This is a genomic window from Kribbella sp. NBC_00709 (genome assembly GCF_036226565.1).
GTDB lineage: Bacteria > Actinomycetota > Actinomycetes > Propionibacteriales > Kribbellaceae > Kribbella.
On record NZ_CP108996.1, the window covers coordinates 4228088 to 4246434 of the forward strand.

The 18347-nt window shown below is 68.6% G+C and carries 20 protein-coding genes and 1 riboswitch; of the genes, 13 read left to right on the forward strand and 7 right to left on the reverse strand.

Annotated features, from left to right (window positions below; genetic code table 11):
• The first annotated feature begins 141 nt into the window (after positions 1 to 141).
• The 3 genes from OHA18_RS20815 to otsB are packed head-to-tail and all read left to right on the forward strand — an operon-like array spanning position 142 to position 1921.
• Positions 142 to 450 carry a DUF3263 domain-containing protein gene (locus OHA18_RS20815; RefSeq protein WP_137252679.1) on the forward strand — a complete coding sequence of 103 codons (309 nt, stop codon included), beginning with the start codon at positions 142 to 144 and terminating at the stop codon, positions 448 to 450.
• Between the two features lie 35 nt (positions 451 to 485).
• Positions 486 to 1091, forward strand: a complete 606-nt coding sequence (locus OHA18_RS20820) for a LytR C-terminal domain-containing protein (RefSeq protein ID WP_329005828.1) — start codon at positions 486 to 488, stop codon at positions 1089 to 1091.
• Complete coding sequence (gene otsB, locus OHA18_RS20825) at positions 1088 to 1921, forward strand: trehalose-phosphatase (protein WP_329005829.1); 834 nt, start codon at positions 1088 to 1090, stop codon at positions 1919 to 1921. Before OHA18_RS20820 ends, otsB begins: the two co-directional genes overlap by 4 nt.
• On the opposite strand, the gene OHA18_RS20830 is transcribed toward otsB, so the two are convergent.
• A complete protein-coding gene (locus OHA18_RS20830) occupies positions 1887 to 2354 on the reverse strand; it encodes a hypothetical protein (RefSeq protein WP_329005830.1) in 468 nt (155 codons plus the stop codon). The genes otsB and OHA18_RS20830 overlap by 35 nt on opposite strands.
• A gap of 47 nt (positions 2355 to 2401) precedes the next feature.
• Between OHA18_RS20830 and OHA18_RS20835 the strand changes: the two genes are divergently transcribed.
• The 7 genes from OHA18_RS20835 to OHA18_RS20865 all read left to right on the forward strand — a co-directional run bounded on the left by OHA18_RS20835 (position 2402) and on the right by OHA18_RS20865 (position 9351).
• Positions 2402 to 3349 carry a DNA-3-methyladenine glycosylase family protein gene (locus OHA18_RS20835; protein ID WP_329005831.1) on the forward strand — a complete coding sequence of 316 codons (948 nt, stop codon included), beginning with the start codon at positions 2402 to 2404 and terminating at the stop codon, positions 3347 to 3349.
• Between the two features lie 22 nt (positions 3350 to 3371).
• Positions 3372 to 4619 carry a cation:proton antiporter gene (locus tag OHA18_RS20840; RefSeq protein ID WP_329005832.1) on the forward strand — a complete coding sequence of 416 codons (1248 nt, stop codon included), beginning with the start codon at positions 3372 to 3374 and terminating at the stop codon, positions 4617 to 4619.
• A gap of 102 nt (positions 4620 to 4721) precedes the next feature.
• Positions 4722 to 4865, forward strand: a riboswitch (SAM riboswitch).
• A 13-nt stretch (positions 4866 to 4878) separates the two neighbouring features.
• A complete protein-coding gene (gene thrC / locus OHA18_RS20845; protein WP_329005833.1) occupies positions 4879 to 6138 on the forward strand; it encodes a threonine synthase in 1260 nt (419 codons plus the stop codon).
• Positions 6135 to 6410, forward strand: a complete 276-nt coding sequence (locus OHA18_RS20850) for a ubiquitin-like small modifier protein 1 (RefSeq protein WP_134105426.1) — start codon at positions 6135 to 6137, stop codon at positions 6408 to 6410. The genes thrC and OHA18_RS20850 overlap by 4 nt, the downstream gene beginning before the upstream one ends.
• Before the next feature lie 13 nt (positions 6411 to 6423).
• Positions 6424 to 6549: a VOC family protein gene (locus tag OHA18_RS20855; RefSeq protein WP_329005834.1), complete on the forward strand. Its 126-nt coding sequence runs from the start codon at positions 6424 to 6426 to the stop codon at positions 6547 to 6549.
• A 13-nt stretch (positions 6550 to 6562) separates the two neighbouring features.
• Positions 6563 to 7627 carry a zinc-dependent alcohol dehydrogenase family protein gene (locus tag OHA18_RS20860; RefSeq protein ID WP_329005835.1) on the forward strand — a complete coding sequence of 355 codons (1065 nt, stop codon included), beginning with the start codon at positions 6563 to 6565 and terminating at the stop codon, positions 7625 to 7627.
• A gap of 68 nt (positions 7628 to 7695) precedes the next feature.
• Positions 7696 to 9351: an HNH endonuclease signature motif containing protein gene (locus OHA18_RS20865; protein ID WP_329005836.1), complete on the forward strand. Its 1656-nt coding sequence runs from the start codon at positions 7696 to 7698 to the stop codon at positions 9349 to 9351.
• On the opposite strand, the gene OHA18_RS20870 is transcribed toward OHA18_RS20865, so the two are convergent.
• From OHA18_RS20870 to OHA18_RS20885, 4 genes are all read right to left on the reverse strand, one after another.
• Positions 9341 to 9931 carry a hypothetical protein gene (locus tag OHA18_RS20870; protein ID WP_329005838.1) on the reverse strand — a complete coding sequence of 197 codons (591 nt, stop codon included), beginning with the start codon at positions 9929 to 9931 and terminating at the stop codon, positions 9341 to 9343. The genes OHA18_RS20865 and OHA18_RS20870 overlap by 11 nt on opposite strands.
• 350 nt (positions 9932 to 10281) lie before the next feature.
• The gene (locus OHA18_RS20875) at positions 10282 to 11505 is read right to left on the reverse strand and encodes a hypothetical protein (RefSeq protein WP_329005839.1); all 1224 of its coding nucleotides are present in this window, start codon (positions 11503 to 11505) and stop codon (positions 10282 to 10284) included.
• Between the two features lie 226 nt (positions 11506 to 11731).
• A complete protein-coding gene (locus OHA18_RS20880) occupies positions 11732 to 12685 on the reverse strand; it encodes a dihydrodipicolinate synthase family protein (RefSeq protein ID WP_329005840.1) in 954 nt (317 codons plus the stop codon).
• A gap of 6 nt (positions 12686 to 12691) precedes the next feature.
• Positions 12692 to 13807: a mandelate racemase/muconate lactonizing enzyme family protein gene (locus OHA18_RS20885; protein ID WP_329005841.1), complete on the reverse strand. Its 1116-nt coding sequence runs from the start codon at positions 13805 to 13807 to the stop codon at positions 12692 to 12694.
• Positions 13808 to 13902: 95 nt separating this feature from the next.
• On the opposite strand from OHA18_RS20885, the gene OHA18_RS20890 reads away from it, so the two are divergent.
• The 3 genes from OHA18_RS20890 (at position 13903) to OHA18_RS20900 (ending at position 16576) form a co-directional block, all read left to right on the forward strand.
• On the forward strand, positions 13903 to 14868 hold the full coding sequence (locus OHA18_RS20890; protein WP_329005842.1) for an LLM class flavin-dependent oxidoreductase: 966 nt from the start codon (positions 13903 to 13905) through the stop codon (positions 14866 to 14868).
• Positions 14869 to 14985: 117 nt separating this feature from the next.
• The gene (locus OHA18_RS20895) at positions 14986 to 16071 is read left to right on the forward strand and encodes a hypothetical protein (protein WP_329005843.1); all 1086 of its coding nucleotides are present in this window, start codon (positions 14986 to 14988) and stop codon (positions 16069 to 16071) included.
• 28 nt (positions 16072 to 16099) lie between these two features.
• A complete protein-coding gene (locus OHA18_RS20900; RefSeq protein ID WP_329005844.1) occupies positions 16100 to 16576 on the forward strand; it encodes a DUF7144 family membrane protein in 477 nt (158 codons plus the stop codon).
• A gap of 19 nt (positions 16577 to 16595) precedes the next feature.
• On the opposite strand, the gene OHA18_RS20905 is transcribed toward OHA18_RS20900, so the two are convergent.
• Together OHA18_RS20905 and OHA18_RS20910 are read right to left on the reverse strand one after the other, a co-directional pair.
• Positions 16596 to 17468 (reverse strand): carbohydrate ABC transporter permease, encoded by an 873-nt coding sequence (locus tag OHA18_RS20905; RefSeq protein WP_329005845.1) that lies wholly within the window; start codon positions 17466 to 17468, stop codon positions 16596 to 16598.
• A complete protein-coding gene (locus tag OHA18_RS20910; RefSeq protein WP_329005846.1) occupies positions 17468 to 18283 on the reverse strand; it encodes a carbohydrate ABC transporter permease in 816 nt (271 codons plus the stop codon). The genes OHA18_RS20905 and OHA18_RS20910 overlap by 1 nt, the downstream gene beginning before the upstream one ends.
• Positions 18284 to 18347: the final 64 nt, after the last annotated feature.

An 18347-nucleotide genomic window follows, 5' to 3' on the forward strand; every position in this document is an offset into this window, starting at 1 on the left:
ATCCTGCCAGAGTTGGTGACACCCGGCCGTCCGCGAACGACACGCTCCGTGTCGTGTCACGGGTGAATGACATCGCTGTTGTTCAACACGTACAGTGGAGCGCGGACGGACGATCACCGACCGCACAGGAGTTACCAGCAGATGGACAGCGCCAACGCCAGCTCTTCCGGCCCCGCCGAAGCTGCGCCGCCGGCGATTGCCGGACTCTCCGAACGGGACGGCCAGATCCTGGCCTTCGAGCGCCACTGGTGGAAGTACGCCGGCGCGAAGGAGCAGGCGATCCGGGACCAGTTCCAGATGTCGGCGACCCGGTACTACCAGGTGCTCAACGCGCTCATCGACCGCCCCGAGGCCCTCGCGCACGACCCGCTGCTGGTCAAGCGCCTGCGCCGCCTCCGTGCCGCCCGCCAGCGCGCCCGCTCCGCACGCCGACTGGGCATCGAGGTCTGACCATGTCCCGCCGCCCCCGTGGCGACCAAGGACAAGTGCTGTCCTCTCTCGTCGCCGTGGCTGCAGTCGTCGCGATCGTGGCCGGTCTGCTGGTGCTGTTCGGGACACGCGGGCACGACAGCAAGGCCGACGAGCCGTCCGGCGCTGCGGCGAAGCCGAGCAGCAAGCCGTCGACCAAACCGTCGTCCGGACCGTCGACGATCGCTGCGAGCATCCCGCGGCCGTCGGAGTCGACCACGCCGCCCAAGGTGACCCCGTCCACGGCGCCGAGCAGTCAGCCACCGTCCACCGCGCCCACTGAGCCGCCGTCTTCCGCGCCCACCGAGCCGCCGCAGACGACTCAGCCGGTGACGATCCCGGTGGAGGAGCGGCCGGCGATCGAGGTGTACAACAACACGCCGCGCAAGGGCCTGGCCGACGAGGTCGCCGGACGCGCCCGGCAGGCAGGCTGGACGGTGGCCGGCTCGCCGGACAACTGGCACGGCAAGGTCGCCGAAAGCACGGTCTACTACCCGCCGGGCATGCTCGACGCCGCGAACCAGCTCGCCCACGACATCGGCGTCGGCCGGAGCAAGGGTGCGCTCGACAACATGAAGAAGGATCGCCTGACCGTGATCCTCACCTCGGACTACACCGGATGAGCACTCCGGTCATCCAGACCGACGCCGGACGTGCAGGCTGGGAAGCCATCGTCGCCGATCCGGCCACCGCAGTGATCTCATCCGACTTCGACGGCGTACTGTCGCCGCTCGTCGAGGACCCGGCCCGAGCCCGACCGGTCGAGGGCGCGCTCGACGCGCTGGCCCGGCTGGCTCGGTCGGTCGGACAGGTGGCGATCGTGACCGGTCGCCCCGCACTGGTGGCGACGGAGCTGTCGGGAGTCACCGCTCACCCCGGCTTGGGTGGGCTCGTGGTGCTCGGCCACTACGGGCTGGAGCGGTGGGACGCCGAGACCGGCAAGGTGACGACCGCTCCGGTGCCGGAGGGCGTCGCGACGGCTCGCGGCCGGTTGCCCGGTCTGCTCAGCGAGGCCGGCCTACCGGATGCGTTCGTGGAGGACAAGGAAAGCTCGCTGGCTGTGCACACACGCCGGCTCGACGATCCGGCCGGGGCGTTCGAGCTGCTCCGCGGACCGATGACAGCGCTGGCCGAGGAGACCGAGCTGCGGCTGGAGCCGGGCAACCTCGTCCTCGAGCTGCGGCCACCGGGCATCGACAAGGGCGTCGCGATCCGCAGCCTGATCGAGTCGGCCGGGGCGCTGTCGATCCTGTACGCCGGGGACGACCTGGGCGATCTCGCCGCGTTCCGGGCGATCGACGCACAGCGTGCAGGCGGGCTGAACGCAGTACTGCTGGCCACCCGGTCGTCGAACGCGACCGAGCTGATCGACGCCGCGGACGTCGTGGTCGACGACCCGAGCGGTGTGGTGACCGTCCTCACGGCTCTTTCGGACGCGATCGCAGCACACTGAACGCCTGCGTCACGGTCTTGCCGAGCGGCTGGATCGGGTGTTCGACGTACCCGCCCTCCTTCAGGTCGGCGAGCCGCTCGAACGGATTCCGCGACGCCGGGTCACCTGTGAGCAGGAACGAGATCACCACCCCGACGACGTACAACGGCAGCATCGGCAGCCCGATCAGGCAGAAGTACTGCCACGAATGCCGCTCCTCATGCCGCACCAGCGCCGGATCGTCGAAGTACTCCCGCTCATGCTTGCTGAGCACCACGTTCCCGATCGTGAACGCCCCCGCCACCGGGAACCCGAGCTTGTAGCCGTTCGCGAAGAACAGTCCGCGCGGGCCGCGGGTAAATGTCGCGCGGCCGAGGACGCCGACGAAGGCGCCGGCCGGCGTGGACAGATTGAGGAAATTCCCCACGAGTTTGACCCACTGCCAGGCCGTCATGTCGCCCAGTATGCGGTTCTGTCGGTGGGGTGGGTAAGACTTGGTGGGTGAGTTCGGTGGTGCGGGTTTGGCGGGCGGGGCGGGTGGTGGATCCGCATTCGGTGATCGGGGGGTTACGCAAGGGGCCGGGCGATCCGGCCTATGTGTTCGATGCGGCGCGGCGGACGGTGTGGCGGGCTACGCGGACGCCGGACGGGCCGGTGCTGTTGCGGGTGGCGCCGTGCGCCGGGGGTGTGGAGGCCGAGGCGTGGGGAGCGGGGGCGGAGTGGGCGCTCGACGGGGTGCCTGAGCTGCTCGGAGATCGCGACAGCTGGGACGGGTTCGAGCCGTTGCCGGAGCATCAGGCGTTGGTGGATGCGGCGCGGCGGTTTCCGGATGTGCGGGTGCCGCGGACGCGAGCGGTGTTCGAGGCCATGGCGGCCGCCGGGATCGAGCAGGTCGTCACCGGCAAGGAGGCGTTCCGGGCCTGGCGGGTGCTGCTGCGCGAGTACGGCGAACCGGCGCCGGGTCCGACCGGTCCGGAGGGTCGGGTGCTGATGGTGCCGCCGGCGCCGGAGGCGTGGCGGTTGATCCCGTCCTGGCAGTGGCTGCGTGCCGGTGTCGAGGGCCGTCGTTCGCGGGTGGTCCTGACCGCGGCAACCCGGGCCAAGGCGCTGGAGCGGACCCTTGAGCTGACCGACTCGGCCGAGATCGAGGCCCGGCTGCGGTCGCTCCCGGGTGTCGGCGTGTGGACGGCGGCCGAGGTTCGCCAGCGGGCGCACGGGGACGCCGATGCCTTCTCGTTCGCGGACTATCACGTGTCGCGCGATGTCTCGTACGCGCTGATCGGTGAGGAGCTCGACGACGACGGCTGCGCCGAGTTGATCGAGCCGTATCGCGGTCATCGCTATCGCGTCCAGCGCCTGCTCGAGCTCGCCGGAATCCGTCATCCCCGCTACGGCCCGCGCAAGTCGTTGCCGACCCACACCCCGGGCGCCACACATCGCCTGCGCTAGCCCCGGGCACTAGGTTCCCATCATGACGATCGACGGGGACGGCCTGTACCTGGTGGCAGGCCTGGCGCTGCTGCTCGGCGCCGTCCTGCCGCGTCTGCTCCGCCGGTACGCCGTCTCCGCGCCGATCGGCTTCCTCGGTGCCGGTGTGCTCCTGGGTCTCGCCGTCGACCAGTCCCATCTCAGTCCGATCGTCGAGCCCGGCATCACCAAGCACCTCGCCGAGCTGACGATCCTGGTCGCGTTGATGGGCGTCGGCCTGGCGATCGACCGCCCGATCGGGTGGCACCGGTGGAAGGTGACCTGGCGGCTTCTGCTGGTCGCGATGCCCGCGTGTATCGCCGCTGTCGCCGGTGCGGGCTGGCTGCTCGGCCTGGCCCCGGCGACCGCCTTGCTGCTCGGCGCCGTACTCGCGCCGACCGATCCGGTCCTCGCCTCCGACGTGCAGGTACAGGGGCCGTCGACCGGTGCCGACGCCGAGCCTGAGGAGGACGACGAGGTCCGCTTCGCTCTGACTTCGGAGGCCGGCCTCAACGACGGCCTGGCCTTCCCGTTCGTGTACGCGGCGGTGTTCGGTGCCACCAAGGGCGCGGTAGGCCATTGGGCGCTCGAGTGGTTCGCCTGGGATGTGATCGGGCGGACCGTGATCGGTGTGCTCGTCGGCCTTGGCGTCGGCTGGTTGCTCGGCAAGATGGCGTTCTCGGCGCCCTCGCGCACCTTCCGACTGGCCGACTCCCGTGAGCCCGTACTGGCCCTGGCGATGACACTGGGCGTCTACGGGCTCGCCCAGGTGCTGCACGGCTACGGATTCGTCGCCGTGTTCATTGCCGCGCTGACGCTCCGCGCGGCCGAGCGGCAGCACGACTTCCACGAGGACCTGCACGGGTTCGTCGAGCAGCTCGAACACATCCTGACCTGGGGCATCCTGCTGCTCCTCGGCTCGGCGATCACCGCCGGGCTGCTGCGGCCGCTGACCTTCGCCGGTGTCGCGCTGGGGCTCCTGCTCGTGCTGGTCATCCGTCCCCTGACCGCCTGGGTCGCGCTGGCCGGTACGCCGCTGGGTCGCTCCGAACGTTGGGTGACCGCCGCGTTCGGCATCCGCGGCGTCGGATCGGTGTTCTACCTGGCGTACGCCGGCTCGGACTTCGGCACCGACCTACCGTGGCTGTGGGCGACCGTCGGCTTCACCGTCGTACTGAGTGTGATCGTCCACGGCGTCGCGGTGACGCCGCTGATGCGGATGCTCGACGTACGCCGGGATGCCGCTGCCTGAGCGCTCGCGGCGGAGCTCGCCCGGTCCTCGCGACTGAGATCAGCGGTCTCGGATGGTGGGATCACAAGACACAATATGGACCCGATTGGGTAATCTCGGGGGAGCTCATCCAGAGGGACTGAGGGAAACGGCCCGTTGAAGTCCCGGCAACCCTCCCCGTCGAGCCCCCGCCCGGGGCGTCTCACGGTGGAACGGTGCCAAATCCGTCCCGCCGCCGAGATCCGGTGTTCGCGGGGAAGATGAGAGGGGAACCTCACTCATGAGCCTGACCGCCACCCACACGATCCGTGAAGGTGCCTTCGGCAACGGTACGCACCTGAGCTGTCGCGCCTGTGGGGCGAAGTCGCCGCTCGGCCCGTTCTACGCCTGTATGGAGTGCTTCGGTCCGCTCGAGGTCGGGTACGAGTACCCGACGATCACCCGTGAGCAGATCGAGGCCGGACCCAAGAACATCTGGCGCTACCAGCCGCTGCTGCCCGTCCCGGTGGACGTGGCCAGCTACCCGAACACCGAGCCCGGCTACACGCGGCTCATCGATGCTAAGAACCTCGCCCGCGAACTGGGCCTTCGCCAGCTGTGGGTGAAGGACGACTCGGGCAACCCGACGCACTCGTTCAAGGACCGCGTGGTCGCCTCCGCGCTGAGCGCGACCCGCGAGCTGGGCATGAAGGTCTTCGCCTGCCCGTCCACCGGCAACCTGGCCAACGCCGTCGCCGCGGCCGCCGCCCGGGCCGGCATCCGCTCGGTCGTGTTCATCCCGCACGACCTCGAGCGCCCGAAGGTGATCACCACCGCTGTGTACGGCGGGACGCTGGTCGCCGTCGAGGGCAACTACGACGACGTGAACAAGCTGGCCTCCGAGATCGCCGGCGAGGAGGAGGGCTGGGCGTTCGTCAACGTCAACGTCCGCCCGTACTACTCCGAAGGCTCCAAGACCCTGGCCTTCGAGATCGCCGAGCAGCTCGGCTGGCGGCTGCCGCAGCAGATCGTGATCCCGGTCGCGTCCGGCTCGCAGCTGACCAAGATCGACAAGGGCTTCACCGAGCTCGGCAAGCTCGGGCTGGTCGACGCCACCGACTACAAGGTGTACGGCGCGCAGGCGACCGGATGCTCGCCGGTAGCGCAGGCGTTCCGCGACGGCCACGACGTGGTCAAGCCGGTGAAGCCGGACACCATCGCCAAGTCGCTGGCGATCGGTAACCCGGCCGACGGACCGTATGTGCTCGACGTCGCCCGCCGTACCGGCGGAGCGATCGAGGACGTCAGCGACGAGGAAGTCATCGAGGGCATCCAGTTGCTGGCCCGGACCGAGGGCGTCTTCGCCGAGACCGCCGGCGGCGTGACCGTCGCGACGCTGAAGAAGCTGATCGCGACCGGCCGGCTCGACCCCGAGGCCGAGACCGTGATCATCAACTCCGGCGACGGGCTGAAGACGCTCGACGCCGTGGCCGACCGGGTCGGCCCCAAGGTGACCATCCCCGCGTCGTACGACGCCTTCGTGAAGGCAGGCCTGCAGTGAGTGTGAGCGTTCGGGTTCCGACCATCCTGCGTCCGTACACCCAGGGCGTGTCCGAGGTGTCCGCGGAAGGCTCGACGCTGACCGAGGTGCTCGACTCGCTGGACGCGTCGTACCCCGGGATCAAGGGCCGCGTCCTGGACGACGCGGGCGAGCTGCGCCGGTTCGTGAACGTGTACGTCGACGATGACGACGTACGCTTCGCCGACGGCCTGCAGACCGCCATCAAGGACGGCGGCCAGGTCTCGATCATCCCGGCGGTCGCGGGCGGCTGATCCGGTGGAGCGGATGCGCTCGAAGGCAGCCGCGTTGGTGGAGCTCGGCGCGACCCAGGTCCGCGAGGACTTCTACGGCTCCGAACTCGGTCACATCGTCATGCTCGATCCCGAAGGCAACGAATTCTGCGTCGGCTGACTAGGCTGCTCGGATGCGTGCTGTCGTGGTTGAGGAGTACGGCGTTGTGCCCGTCGTACGGGATGTTCCGGAGCCGTCGCCTGCGGCCGGCGCGGTCGCACTTCGCGTCGAAGCCACCGGCTTGTGCCGGAGCGACTGGCACGGGTGGATGGGTCATGATGCGGACATCGTGCTGCCGCATGTGCCAGGGCATGAGCTGGCCGGGACGATCGCCGCTGTCGGCGCCGGCGTGACGGGCTGGGAGGTCGGTGATCGGGTTACGACGCCGTTCATCTGTGCGTGTGGTGCGTGCGAGCAGTGCTTGGAGGACAACCAGCAGGTCTGCGTTCGGCAGGAGCAGCCGGGGTTCACCTACTGGGGTTCGTTCGCGGAGTACGTCGCTGTGCCGTACGCCGCGGTCAACTTGGTCCGGCTACCTGACGACATGGACTTCGCCACCGCAGCCGGCTTGGGTTGCCGCTTCGCGACGTCCTTTCGCGCCGTCCACCAGGTCGGCAAGGTGGGGGCCGGCGAACGCGTAGCCGTCTTCGGGTGCGGCGGGGTCGGCCTATCGGCGGTGATGATCGCCAGCGCGCTGGGCGCCGAGGTCATCGCGATCGACACCAACCCCGAAGCCCTGAAGCTGGCCACGCAGTACGGCGCCTCGCATGCTTTCGAGGCCACGCCGTCCGGAGCCTCGCATGGCTTTGGGGCCACATCGTCGGTCGTCGAGCAGGTTCGCGCGTTGGGTGGAGCGCATGTCACGGTCGACGCCCTCGGCTCGAACGAGCTCGTCCAGCAGGCCCTGTCGTCCCTCCGCCCTCGCGGCCGCCATGTCCAGGTTGGTCTCCTCCCGTCCGGTGTGAACCTCGACGTGTCTCGCCTCATCGGCCAGGAGCTCACCTGGCTGGGCAGCCACGGCATGCCCGCCCATGCGTACCCCGAGATGCTCACATTAGTTGCTTCGGGCAACCTCAATCCAGCCGACCTCATCACTCGCACCATCCCTCTCACCGACGCGCCAGCCGCTCTGGCAGCTCTCTCTAAAAGTACACCGGCCGGCGTCACCGTCATCGTTCCTCAGGAAATCTGTGGATAACTGGATCGCCTTGAAATAAAGGGGTTCTGAGGTTGGGAACTGTCGGTGGGGGTGTCTAGAGTTGGTGCATGGAGAAGTTGGGCGAGCGGCCGGTGTGGTCGATGAGTGGCGGCGAGATGCTGTCCACTCTCGACCGGCTGGACGTTGTGCTTGCCCGGCTGGAGACGTTCCGGCTTCAGGTGATCGCCGGCCTGGACGGGATCGGCCATGCCCGGGAGATCGGCGCGCACGACACGTCTCAGCTGCTTGAGTTCCGCTACCGACTCGACCGGAACCGAGCGCGCCGCGACGTGCGTCTGGCCAGAACACTCGAGAAGTACCACGCGGTATCGGCCGCCCTCCCGGTCACAGATCGCCCTGCAGAGCTCGGTGGCGAGCCCGCTGGCGAAGTGTTCCTGCGCCCGGCGCAGGCAGAGGCCATCGTGTCAGCGCTCGAACAGGTGCCGACCACGGTGCCGGTCGAGGACCTCGCGGTGGCCGAGCAGGAGTTGGTCGGTCTCGCGCGCCACCTGTCACCGATCGAGCTGCGCCGCGCCGGTCGTCGTGTTCGTAACGTCCTGGACACCGACGGCCCCGAGCCCGAAGAACGCAAGGCCTACGACCGCGAGGCTCTGACCCTCACCAACGCCGACCGCGGCGTGAAGTTCCGCGGCTACCTCGCGAACGAGAACGCCGAACTACTCCGCGCCCTGATCCACGCCGGCGCCCGCCCCCACAAAACCATCGACGGAGCCCCCGACCCCCGCCCCCGCGAAAAACGCCAAGCCGACGCCCTGACCACCGCCCTGACAACCGCTGCCACCACTTGGGACGTCGGCGGCGTGGGCGCAGCGCGGACGCCAGGTACCACGGTGAACGCGGGCGAAACGGCGATGGAGGATCGTGCTTCGGAGGCCAGTCTCAGCGTTCCCGCCGAGGCGAACAGTGCTCCGGCCGGTCGCCGAACGTCCGGGCACGTCCCCGGATTCGGCGCCAAGGCGAATATCACCGTGACGATCGACCTGGAGGGCCTCAGATCGGCGGCCGCGGACGCCATGGGGGACACCGTCTACGGTGACGGCCTGTCCGCCGCCGCGATCCGCCGTCTCGCTTGCGACGCCAAGATCATCCCGCTCGTCCTGGGCTCCAACTCCGAGCCTCTCGACGTCGGCCGCTCCGAACGCCTCGTCACCCGCGCCATGCGCCGCGCTCTCAACACCCGCGACAGGGGCTGCGTGGTCTGCGGCGCTCCACCCATCCAGTGCGATGCCCACCATCTGGTGTCCTGGATCGACGGCGGCGAGACCAAGATCTCCAACCTCGCGCTACTGTGCCGCCGGCACCACATCGACCTGCACGACGGCGACTGGACCATCACCATCGCGTGCGGCAAAGTCCACGTAGCCCGCCCGTCCTGGGCCGATCCACCACCCCAACCCCGTGCCGACCCACCACCCCAACCCTGGGTCGATCCACCGCGCCAACCTCGGGCCGATCCACCCGCCCAAACCTGGGCCGATCCACCGCGACAACCTCGGGCCGATCCTCCGCCCCGGCCCAGCATCGCCCCAGATGCGCCCCTGACCCCGGGCGAAGCAGCAACCCTGGCCATCTGGGGAGAGCTGCCGGCGAGACCCCAGCCCGCCGGCGAGAACGCTCCTGTGTCCGATCCGTGGGGCGAATCAGACACGACCAAGCCGCAGCCCACCCAGGGATCCGGTTCGGCGGGCTCGGTCAGGAGATGATGCCGTGCGCGACGTTCCAGTTCTTGGCCTTGCTGTAGGCCTGGATGATCGACCAGATGTACACCGCCGGCAGCAGGATGAACCCGATCACGATGAACACCGACAACCACGCGAGTCCGGTCAGGACCATCATCAGGATCCCGAGCCCGATATCCCCGTTCATCAACTGCCCGACGCCCGGCACGAGGAAGCTCAGCACGGCTGCCACGCCTGGATTCTTCGGCTTGATCATCGGCGCCCGCTGCATCGGCGGGTAAGGCATCGCCTGCTGGTTCTGCGGCTGCCACGGCTGCAACTGCCCAGACTGAGCCTGTCCGTACTGCGACTGGGGCTGGCCGTACTGCTGGGGCTGGCCGTACTGCTGGGGCTGGCCGTACTGCTGAGGCTGCCCGTTCTGAGGCTGCCCGTTGAGAGGCTGCCCGTTCTGGGGCTGGCCGTACTGCTGGAACTGGCCAGGCTGCTGCGGCGGCCCGTACGGCTCGGGCTGCCCATTCGGCTGCGGCAGCGGTGGCTGATCCACCGGCCCGGGATTCGGCCCCGGAACGTACGGCGGTGGTTGGTGCGGGTCGTTGTCGGTCATGCGAGGTCCCCCCTCGGTACGGTCTAGATCCGTACAGAGCGTGCTCGCCGACCCCTGATACACACCGTGACGAATGAACAACTTCCCCCGCCCAAGATCAGCCGAGGCGCTCCGCGTGCGAGGCCAGATTCGCTGATATTCCAAGCGTTTGAGCACAATAGGCGCACCTTTTGGTGCCGGTCGCAACCGCCACCACTCCCACGATGGGCAACCCGCCCCACCCGCCGACGATCGCGTTAGGTAGTCGCCGCGGCCGGGTCTGCCCGATCCGCTACGCCCGGTCGCCCGTCGTACCGCGGGTGGCGCGACGAAGGAAGTTCCTAGCAAGCGGACGGCCTGCAGCTCCGGGCCTACAGGCGGATGAGGTAGACCGTGGGTGGGCGGCCGGTTCGGCCGTGTTGTTGGGTGCCGGTGGGGGCGGCTAGGCCGGCTCGTTCCAGGCGTTTGAGGACTCGGCGGGCAGTGCGGAGTTGGACGGCCAGGTGGTCGGCTACGTCTTGGGTGGTGAGGCCGTCGGGGAGGGTGGCGGTGAGTTCGCGCATCCGGGCGAGGGTTTGGGTGTTGAGGCCTACCCGGCGGGCCAGCAGCGGGAGGCTTTCGGTGCCGCGGGCGGTGGTGGGTTGTTCGCCGGTGGGTTCGATGACGATCTCGACGTCGTCGGACATGGAGACGACGCCGGCGACTGATCCGATCGATGCCGCGCGGCCGACGGCTCTGCGGGCGAGGGCTTCGGCTTCTGCCGCGGTACGGCCGACTCCGAAGCCGACGTACGCCGTGCTGTGTCGCGCGGCGAGGTGGTCGAGCAGAGGCATCCGGGAGAACTGTTCGGTCGCCTGCTCGAGCAATCCGCGCGTGGTGACGACCAGAATCCGGCCGTCGGGCAGGGCGGCGAGGCTGCCGCCGAGCGTGATGAGGTCGGCCGCGAGCGCGTCGTCCGGCTCGGGGAGGTCGATCACGCCGAGCGCGACCTGCGCGTCGCCGGAGTGCTGGCCGGTGGTGGTGAGGATCAGCGCCTGCAGCGTGGAGCGGATCGAGTACCGCGACGGTGCGAGGCGGACCGACGGCATCTCGTTCTCGATCAGGTGGAACGCCGAACCCAGGCAGCTGATCGCGACCTTCGTGTCGTGCTTCTCGCGCGCGGTGCGGTGGAATTCGACGATGTCGTCCGACGTCAGCCCGGGCCGGTACGGCAGCACGTGGATGTGTTCGGTCGGCAGCTTGGCCTCGATCAGGGTCTCGATGACCTCGGACCGCCGCAGCGTGTCGATCGAGAACTGTGTGACGTTGTGCCCGAGCCGCAGCAGCTCGACGAGCGCGCGCAGCAGGGTCGCGCCGTCGTACGAGACGTACATCGCAGGCCGGTCGATCACTCCGGCCTCGGTGGCGATCGTGTAGGGGACGACGCCGGTGAACAGGAACGCGTCGACGTCGGAGTGCGCCTGCTCGACCAGCTCGACCGCCTCGGTCTCGTGCCGGTAGGCCAGCGGGAGGAGGGTGGTTCCGCTCGGTGCGCCGACCGCGGTCACGCGCTGGACCAGATCTTCTGGTCCGACGACGCCGACCGAGAGCGTCATCAGGTCACCGGCCCCGAAGCTGAGTTGATCCTCACGGCATCCTCCGACGACTTCTGGTCTGGCCCTCAACTCGCAGAATAGCGCAGCAGAGTCCCGGACTCTTGACGTTCAGGTCTAGCTCTCCTAGTTTCGGTCAAGACCACAATTGCCGCCACCCCTTGAGGCGGACCGCGACGGCGGCGGTGTGGTGGAGCGTAGGAGGGAGCGCGCCACCCCACTGCCCGTGCTACTGCTGGAGCTCCTCGAGGCAGCGGATCACCAGGTCGCGTTCGCTCGGCGGCAGGTCCGGACCGTAGGGATCGTGCGCGGCCTCGGCCGGCACCAGGCCCTCCCACTCGGCCGCCCACAGCATCCGCTGCACGTATCCCTCGATCGGCGCGTAGAACGTCGCCGCGGCGAACCGGTCCAGCCGGTCCGACGCGGTCAGGAAGCCGGAGTGGTCCCCGGCCGTCCAAGCACGCAGTACTGCGGCCGACAGCTCCACCTGAGCCGATGCGATCCCGACAAGCGCCGTGTCGGCACCCCACATGAACGACGGACCGTACATCCGGTCCTCGCCGGTGATCAGCAGCTTGCCGCTCTCACGCCCGGCCCAGATCGCGTCCTGGCAGCCGATGGCCCGGTCCAGCGTCGCCGTCTTCACTCCGAGCATCGCGTCCAGCGACAACAGCTCGCGTATCAGCGAAGGCGAGTACGGATACCCGCCGGCCTCACCGTGCAGATAGAACCCGACCAGCGGCAGTCCGCTCTCCGCCGCGACCCGCTCATGCAACGCGACCGCCTGCGCGTCGCCGTCCGGCAGATCACCGAGCGCTGCCAGCGGATAGACCATCACGACATCAGCACCGCCCGCCGCAGCGGCCAGCGCCATCTCCACCGTCGCATCGGCCGCCGCCTGCAACCCGGATGCCTCAGTAGTGCGAGGTACGCCGACTCCCGCCACGATCGGTACGTCGCTTGCCTGCCGCCACGTCTCCAGCACCTTCGCGCGGTCACCGGGGGACAGGTACAGCCCGCGCCCGGTGTGCGCCCACACCGCGAGCCCGCCGACGGACTGTGTCGTCAGCGCACCGGCGTACGCGGTCAGAGCGTCGTACGCGACGACGCCGTCGGAGTCCATCGGAGTGACGACCGCGGGGAGCAGTGTGCCGCGCAGTCGCTCGACGAGTGGATGCATCATGACCTCTCAGACCTCATGCCCGAGACCGGGCCCCTGCGGTACGTCGATCCAGCCGTCGCAGTCGGCGAACACACTCGGGGCCAGCGGGTCCTCGTCGACCATCAGCGGCCCCACCAGGTCGGCCGCGACGGTGGCGCCCGGCACAGCGGCGGCCAGGTGTACGGCGGCCAGAGTGGCCACGCCCAGCTCCGGCATCGAGCCTACCTTCACCGCCAGCCCTGCAGCCTCGGCCACGTTGGCGATCTGCAGCGCGCGATGCAGGCCGCCGACCTTCAGGATCTTGATGTTGAGCACGTCGGCCGCACCGCGGCGCGCGATCTCCAGCGCGTCGTGGAGCGAGTGCATGCTTTCGTCGACCATCACGCGGACGTCGAGGCGGTCCCGCAGCCGCACGAGTCCGGTGAGATCCCAGCGGGGCAGTGGCTGCTCCAGCAAGGTCAGGCCGGCCGCGCTCATCTTGGCGAGGTACGGGAGGGCTGTGGTCGCGTCGTACCCCTCGTTGGCGTCCAGGCACAGCTCGGCGTCGGCGGGGATCGCGGCGCGGACGGCGCGGATCAGCTCGAGGTCCTTGGCCGGGTCCTGGCCGCCCTTGACCTTCAGGTGCATGAACCCACGACCGGCGTACTCCGCTGCCTCGGCAGCCATCTCGTCGAGCGTGCCGAGCCCGACCACCCACGTGGTCTGGACGCGGTCGCGGACGCTGCCGCCGAGGATGGCGTGGACAGGCCAGCCGCAGAGCCGGCCGGCCAGGTCGTACAGCGCGATGTCGAGACCCGACTTGGCGACCTGCTGGCCGCGCAGTACGGCGTCCATCACGACGTGGGCGCCGGCCCGGTCGAGCGGGTCGCGGCCGATCAGGGCCGGGGCGAGGTGTTCCTCGATCGCAGCCTGGACGCCGGCCAGCGTCTCGCCGGTGTACGCCGTCATCGGTGAGGTCTCGCCGATGCCGATCGCCCCGTCGGCGGTGTGCACCTCGACGACCAGGCTGATCAGCTCGGTGCTGACCCCACTGCTGATCTGGAACGGACGGCGGTACGTCGCGCTCACCACGCGGGTCTTGATCGCGCTGATCGGGGCCGATCCCCCGTCCGGCAACCCCGCCGGTTGTGCTGCAAGACTCATAACCGGCTCCTAGGGTCGTATTCTGAGCGGAAAGCATTTACGGTCAAGACCGTAAATACCCTGAGCGCTCTCTGTCAACGGAAGGTGGCACCCCGATGCGGCTGGGTCTGTATCTGAACCTCTACGGCACCCCCGGCGAGCGGCCCCAATTGGCCGACGCGGTCGAGCAGGCGCGGCTCGCCGAGCAGGCCGGGTTCGAGTGGGTCGTGCTCGGCGAACGGCACCTGCACCGGCCCGGGTACCACGAGATCCTCACGTCGATGACGTGGCTGGCCGCGCACACGTCCCGGATCGGGATCGCGACGGCCGGGATCGTGGCGCCGCTGTACGACCCCGTCGTACTCGCGGAGACGCTGGCGCACATCGACGTGCTGTCGGGCGGGCGGCTGACCGCCGGGTTCGTGCTCGGGTACCGGCCGGAGGAGTTCGCGCTGTACGGCGTGACGCAGCCGGAGCGGGTCGCGCGGTTCGAGGAGGGGCTGGAGATCCTGACGGGGCTGTGGACGTCCGACGAGGTCACGTACGAGGGGAAGTTCACCAGCATCCAGGACGCGTACCTGTCGCCGCGACCGGTCCAGTCGCCGCGTCCGCGGTTGTGGAACGGCGGGCGGGTGTCGGCGGTGCTGGAACGCACCGCCCGCATGTGCGACGGCTGGACCACGTCGTTCAACGAGCTGGACGCGGACCTGCCGGCCAAGATCGCGGAGTACCTGTCGTATCCGCGCGGCGCCGGGACGCTGGGGCAGGAGGTCATTCTCTGCCGGGAGGGGTACTGCGCTCCCACGTCGCAGGACGCCCGCGCCGCGCTGGAGGAGCCGCTGCGTGACCTGTACGACGCCTACACGGGCTGGAAACGCACCTCCACCGACGTCAGCCGCTACACCCAGGGCTGGGACGAGATCGTGGACCGCAGTGTCATCGGCTCCCCGGCCGAATGCGCCGACCGCCTGGCCCACTACGAACAGCTGGGCGCCGACGGCCTGATCCTCCGGATCCAGCCCCCCGGCATGCCCCAATCAGACGCCCTCCGAGCCATCGAGTCCTTCGGCAACCTCTTGTAGCGGCCTCGCCGTCGGCGGTATCACGCGTCCCGGAGGAGGCAGCGGCGCGCGTCGTACGTCAAGGGTGACCCGCACGGCGGCTGCGGTCGTAGCCTGAGGCGGACGGAGGGGGTGCGGATGGACGTCCAGCTGGTGTTCTGGGGCGTCGTGCTGGCGCGGTTCGTGCTGCCGTTCCTGATCCTGCGGTACCCGCTGCCGGCGATCCTCGGGTGTCTGCTGCTCGACGGCGTGGACCAGACGATCTTTCAGCTTTTCGGCGTCGACCCGCCGAACTACCAGAGCTACGACAAGGCGATGGACGTGTTCTACCTGTCGATCGCCTACCTCGCCAGCCTGCGCAACTGGGCCAACCCGGCAGCGGTCCGGATCAGCCGGTTCCTGTTCTTCTACCGTCAGGTCGGCGTGGTGCTGTTCGAGCTCACCGGTCTCCGGTTCCTGCTGCTGGTGTTCCCGAACACGTTCGAATACTTCTTCATCGCGTACGAGGGGGTGCGCGCCCGGCGGAACCCGCTGCGCTACGGATTCCGGTTCTGGGCGCAGGTCGCGGCCGGTATCTGGATCTTCGTCAAGCTGCCGCAGGAGACGTGGATCCACATCGCGCAGCTCGATCTGACCGACGCGATCCGCGACGTATCGTGGTTCCTGCCCGCGCTGATCGTGGCGCTGCTGGTATTAGCGGCAGTCCTGTGGTTCGTGGTCCGGCCGCGGATCCGGCCGCCTGACTGGGCGTTGCGACTGGACGCGGACCCGTTGCCGGTCGAGATGGACGAGGCCAGCGAGCGGATGGCGTACCGCGCGGCGCACAACCGGGTGCTGGACCTGGCGGCGTTCGAGAAGATCGTTCTGATCGGGTTGATCAGTGTGATCTACGGGCGGGTGCTGCCCGGCGTACAGGCGAGCGACCTCGCGCTGTTCACCGGCATCGCGGTCTTCGTCGTGCTGAACTCCGCGATCGGTCTGTGGAGCGCACGACGCGGGTACGGATGGGACTCCGCGGCGCTCTCGTTCGGCGTCCTGCTGGTGATCAACATCGTCATGGTCCTCGTCGCCGACCTGCTGCTGACGCGGGGCGACGGCGCGCTGTCGCTGCCGGACACGCTGTTCTTCGTCTTCCTGGTCACCGTCCTGACGATGCTCTACGACCGCTACCACCCGGTCAGCGAGTACCGCGCCACCGCAGCAACCAAAGCCGCCGCCCAGTGAGCTGTCCCGTGAGCTGAAGGAGAGCATCGTGCCGGAGCCCGACGAGAGCACCACCGCAACCCACCGACGCCCCGGCGAGGTCGAGGTCCCCGAATGGCCCAGCCGATGGGTCGGCTGGATCCTGTTCGCCGGCGTGATGATGATCGTGCTCGGGATGATCCACGCGTTCCAGGGCCTGGTCGCGATCTACGACGACACGTACTTCCTGGTCCGCACCGCCCGCCTGGCGGTCCACCTCGGCTACGAGACCTGGGGCTGGATCCACCTGGCCGTAGCCCTGTTCGTCATCGTCGCCGGCGTAGCCCTCCTCAACGGCCGCCTGTGGGGCCGGGTGATAGGAGTCGTCCTGGCAGTCCTCAGCCTCCTGCTGAACATGGCGTTCCTGGCCGCCTACCCCAGCTGGTCCACCATCACCATCGCCGTAGACGTCCTGATCATCTGGGCCCTCACCGTCCACGGCCACGAAATGCACCAGATGCTCAACGCCAACAAACGCCAGCCGTAATCAGCACGCGGGGGTGCACTCAGGCTTTCAGGCCCGACATGGCTATGGAGTCGGTCAAGTAGCGCTGGAGGAGGCCGAAGACGAGCAGGCTGGGGACGACGGTGATGGTGGCGCCGGCCATGACCTGGTTGATGGGGACCGCTTGGGTTTGGAGGGTGGCGAGGCCGACGGTGAGGGTTTGCATCTTGCCGGACTGGCCGATGACCAACGGCCAGAGGAAGTCGTTCCAGTGCCACAGGAAGACGAAGATCCCGAGCGTCGCCAGCACCGGCCGGATGAGCGGCATGACGATGGTGGTGAAGATCCGCCACTCGGACGCACCGTCGATCTCGGCGGCTTCGAACAGCTCGTCCGGGAGTTGCATGATGAACTGCCGCATCAGGAAGACGGCCTGGGAGTTGGCCAGCGTCGGCACGATCAGCCCCCAGTAGCTGTCCACCCAGTCGAACCGCGCGACCAGGATGTACGACGGGATCAGCGTCGCCTGGAACGGCACCATCAGCGTCGCGAGGAACGCCCAGAACATGATCTCCCGCCCCGGGAACTTCTTCTTCGCGAACGCGTACCCCGCCATCGACGCGAACAGCAGCACGCAGACGACCGACACCAGCGAGTAGAGCAGCGAGTTCACCGTCCATCGTGGGATGTCCGAGCTCGACAGCACGTGGGAGAAGTTCTCGAGCGTGAAGTTCGCCGGGTTCAGCGCGTCCGGGAACGTCTGTCCGCTCGGCGGCGCGAACGCGACCAGGACCATCGCGGCGAACGGCACGATCGTCACGATCGCGGTCAGCGTCAGCAAGGTCGGCAACGTCAAGCGGGCCGCCGTACGCCGGCCTGCCGTCGGGGCCTCCACGACCGGCCGCACCGGAGGCCGTTCGAGTACCTGAGCCATCAGTCGTCCCTCCCGACGAGCCGGCGCTGTACGAGCGAGACGATCAGCACGATCAGGAACAGCACCAGGCCGATCGCGCTGGCGTAGCCGAAGTCGAAGTACTTGAAGCCGCTGTCGTAGAGGAAGTACACGAGCGAGTAGCTGGACCGCACCGGGCCGCCGCCGGTCATCACGTACATCGCGTCGAAGACCTGGAACGCGCCGATGGTCTCGATCACCAGCACGAAGAACAGCACCGGCCGCAGCTGCGGCAGCGTCACGAACCTGAACCGCTGCCATGACCCGGCGCCGTCGATCATCGCCGCCTCGAGGTACGACTTCGGCACCGCCTGCAGACCCGCGAGCAGGATCAGCATCGAGTACCCGAAGCCCTTCCAGGCCGACGTCACCGCGATCGACGGCAGCACGGTGCTGGACTGGCTGAGGAAGTCGATCGGCCCGATGCTCACCAGCCCGAGTGCGGCGTTCAGCAGGCCGTCCTGTGCGTCGTAGATCCATTTCCAGATGACCGCGGCCAGCACGATGCTGGTGACGTACGGCAGGAAGAACACGCCCCGGAAGAACTCGCGCTTCCAGACGACCTGATGCAGCAGCATCGCGGTGCCGAGCGAGAGCAGGACCGTCAGCGGTACGAAGATCACCGTGTAGGTGACGGTGACCAGTAGCGCTTCGTGGAACACCTTGTCCGACAACAGTCGCGTGTAGTTGTCGAGGGCAATGAAATCCCATTTGCCGCTGATCCGGTAGTCGGTCAGCGACAGCAGGAACGCGCCGATCACCGGTAAGAACCGGAACACCAGGAACAGAACGAGCATGGGGGCGACGAACAGCAGGCCGACCCATGGCCGGCGGCGCGGCCCGAAGCGGGAACGCGAAACC